Origin of the sequence: Frankia sp. AiPs1, from assembly GCF_023716945.1 — a bacterium.
GTDB lineage: Bacteria > Actinomycetota > Actinomycetes > Frankiales > Frankiaceae > Frankia.
In genome coordinates, this window is sequence record NZ_JAMQQF010000669.1 from 1 (window position 1) to 2,995 (window position 2,995).

Annotated in this window: 2 protein-coding genes; one reads left to right on the plus strand and one right to left on the minus strand. The window is 72.4% G+C overall.

Features of this window, described 5'->3' with window-relative positions; translation table 11 throughout:
• The coding region (locus ND748_RS29135) for an alpha-amylase family glycosyl hydrolase (protein WP_251749399.1) at positions 1 to 1,199 on the minus strand (1,199 nt) is incomplete at its 3' end.
• Positions 1,200 to 1,648: 449 nt separating this feature from the next.
• Between ND748_RS29135 and ND748_RS29140 the strand changes: the two genes are divergently transcribed.
• A partial coding sequence (locus ND748_RS29140) for a PP2C family protein-serine/threonine phosphatase (protein WP_251749401.1) occupies positions 1,649 to 2,995 on the plus strand: 1,347 nt, incomplete at its 3' end.

Sequence of the window (2,995 nt, forward strand, 5' to 3'; positions counted from 1 at the left end):
CCCTGGTAGAGCACGGCGACGCCGGGCAGGGCGAGCAGGGTCAGCAGCGCCGCGCGGGCCCGGCGGGTGCCGACCTGCCCGCCGCCGTAGCGGGTCACCGGACGCACCACGTCGTGGTTGGCCAGCACCCAGGTGGCCGGCGCGCCGACCGCCGCGAGCGCCGCGCGTTCGCCGTCGATCACCGTTCGCCAGTCCGGCGCCGACCACGGGATGGTCAGCAGGGAGAACGAAAACGTCAGGTGCAGCTCGTCGGGGCGGACGTACCGGGCCAGGCGCGCCGGGTCACGTACCCAGGTCTCCCCGATCAGCACCCGAAGCCGGCCGTCCCGGGTGGTGTACTCGTCGGTGATCGCCCGCCAGGTCCGGTAGATCTCGTGCACACCGTCCTGGTCCCAGACCCGCGGTTCGCCCTCCTCCCGGAATCCGCTGTTGTCGATCACCTGGCCGGGTGGGTTGTCACGCAGCTCGCCGTCCTTGACCAGGCCGTGGCTGACGTCGATGCGGAAGCCGTCGACGCCCCGGTCGAGCCAGAAGCGCAGGGTCGCCTCATGATCGGCCCGTACCGCGGGATGGTCCCAGTTCCAGTCGGGTTGCTCGGCGTCGAACAGGTGCAGGTACCACTGGCCGTCGGCGACCCGGGTCCAGGCCGGACCGCCGAAGACGGACACCCAGTTGTTCGGGGGTTCGGCGCCGCCGGGTCCCCGCCCGTCCCGGAAGATGTACAACTCCCGCTCGGGCCCGCCAGCCGGGGCCGCGAGCGCCTTCTGGAAGGCCGGATGCGCCGAGCTGGAGTGGTTCGGAACCAGATCGACGAGGACGGCGAGACCGGCCTCGGCGGCGTCGGCGAGCAGCGCGTCGACGTCGGTGAGGGCGCCGAACAGCGGATCGACGTCGCGGTGGTCGGCGACGTCGTAGCCGTGGTCGGCCATCGGCGACGGGTAGAAGGGCGTGATCCACAGGCCGTCCACGCCCAGCTCGGCGAGGGCGGGCAGGTGCTGGCGCAGACCGGTGAGGTCGCCGACTCCGTCGCCGTCGGAGTCGGCGAAGCTGCGCAGGTACACCTCGTACAGCACGGCCCGCCGCCACCATGCGGCGTCGCGGATGCCGGCGCCGACCGGCGACGACGGGGGGATTTCCCCCCTGTTACCGGAACTCGATCCAATCGTGGAATAGTCAGTACTGGAATGATGTATCCCCATGTGATCCTTTCTGATGCCCCTGGTCCCGCAGGGACCGATACCCACCCGGGCGCCGTCGCCGACGCCGGGACGCCGACGGATCCGCCGGCCGCCCCGGCCTCCGACGGCGCACCGAGCACCTCGGCCCCGCCCGGACTGCCCCGCCCGGATCCACCGCCGCGACCTTCCGGACACGGATGGTCGGACGGCTGCGCTGGTGCGAGACATGCTCCTCCGGTGACGGCTCGACGGCGGCAAACCCGGCTTGAGCGCGCGAAGGGATGGCGATGGGGTACCACTCGCGGCTCGGGTCGACATTCTCGCGATGCGCGATATCCGGTTACCGAACTAGACTTCCGCGGGTGGACCGGGTGACTGGCCGTTACGGCGTAGTCCCGGGAGTCGGATTCGGTCGGGGTCGGGGGGATTGTGCCCCGACGTCCGAACCCGTCACCGGGAGTTCGTCCGGCATGTCCGCTATCGTCGCCGCCGCGGACGCCGGGATCGCCCTCAGTTCGCAGGCGGCGGCCCGAATGTCGCAGCAGGTGCTCCGGTCGGCGTCCGCGGGGCTGCGCGGTGCCCGGGGGATCGTCCGGGTGCTGTGGGGCGGCCCGGGCGGCGACGGGCAGGGCGGGCCGGCCGGCTCGCCGGCGTCCTTCCTGGCCGACGCCGGGCTCGTCCTCGGCGGCACTCTCGATCCGGAGCACGTCCCCGACCTGCTCGCCGGGCTGGCGGTGCCCCGCTTCGGCACGGGGGCGATGGTCTGGGTGCGCGATGGCGACGACGTGCAGTTGGGAGCCACCGTCTTCGTCGACCCGAAGGTCGACAAGATCATGCGGGCGATCGTCGCCACCCGCCCGCCCACGCTCGCCGACGACTTCCCGCCCGGCATCGTGCTGCGCAACGGGCAGACCTACTGCCTGCCCGACTTCAACAACCTACGGGCCATGCTGTCGTTCCCGCATGATCTCGCATACCAGCAGTTTCGCCGCATTCAGGGCGGCCCAACAGTCAACGTCCCGTTGTCGGCGCACGGGCGGATCCTCGGCGCCATCACCGTCGGCCGCCGCGAGGGTTTCTACACCAACGCCGAGGTCGCCCTGTTGGAGGACCTGGCCCGCCGCGGCGCTCTCGCGCTGGAGAACGCCCTGCGCTTCAAGGAGGCCCAGGAGTCCGCGTTGACCCTGCAGCGCTCGCTGCTGCCGGCCCATCCGCCTGCCCTTGAGGGTGTCGAGATCGCCATGGAGTACCGGCCGGGGACGGCGGGCACCGAGGTCGGCGGCGATCTCTACGACGTGATCCCGCTGTCCGGCGGCCGGGTGGGAGTCGCCATCGGCGACGTGATGGGCCGCGGGCTGCGGGCCGCCGCGGTGATGGGCCAGCTCCGCGCGGCGCTACGGGCCTACGCGCTGGAGGACTGGTGTCCCGCGGAGGTCCTCACCCGGCTGGATCGGGTTGTCGGCCTGCTGCCCGGCCTGCAGCTCGCCACCTGCATCTATGCGGTCTACGACCGGCATACCGGCCGGGTGACCATCGCCACCGCCGGGCATCCCGCCCCGCTGGTGATCCTGCCCGACGAGGATCCGGACTACCTGGTGCTCGACCCGGGCCTGCCGCTCGGCATCGGCGAGGGTGGCGGCTTCAGCGAGACGACGGTGACACTGCCGCCCGGTTCGGCGTTGGTGATGTTCACCGACGGCCTGGTGGAGTCGCGGCGCCGGCCGCTGGTCGACGGCCTGGAGAACCTGCGCCGCGGGCTCATCGAGCAGCGCGCCCGGGTGGCCGCCGCGCGGGCCGGCCAGGCCGCGGCGAACGAC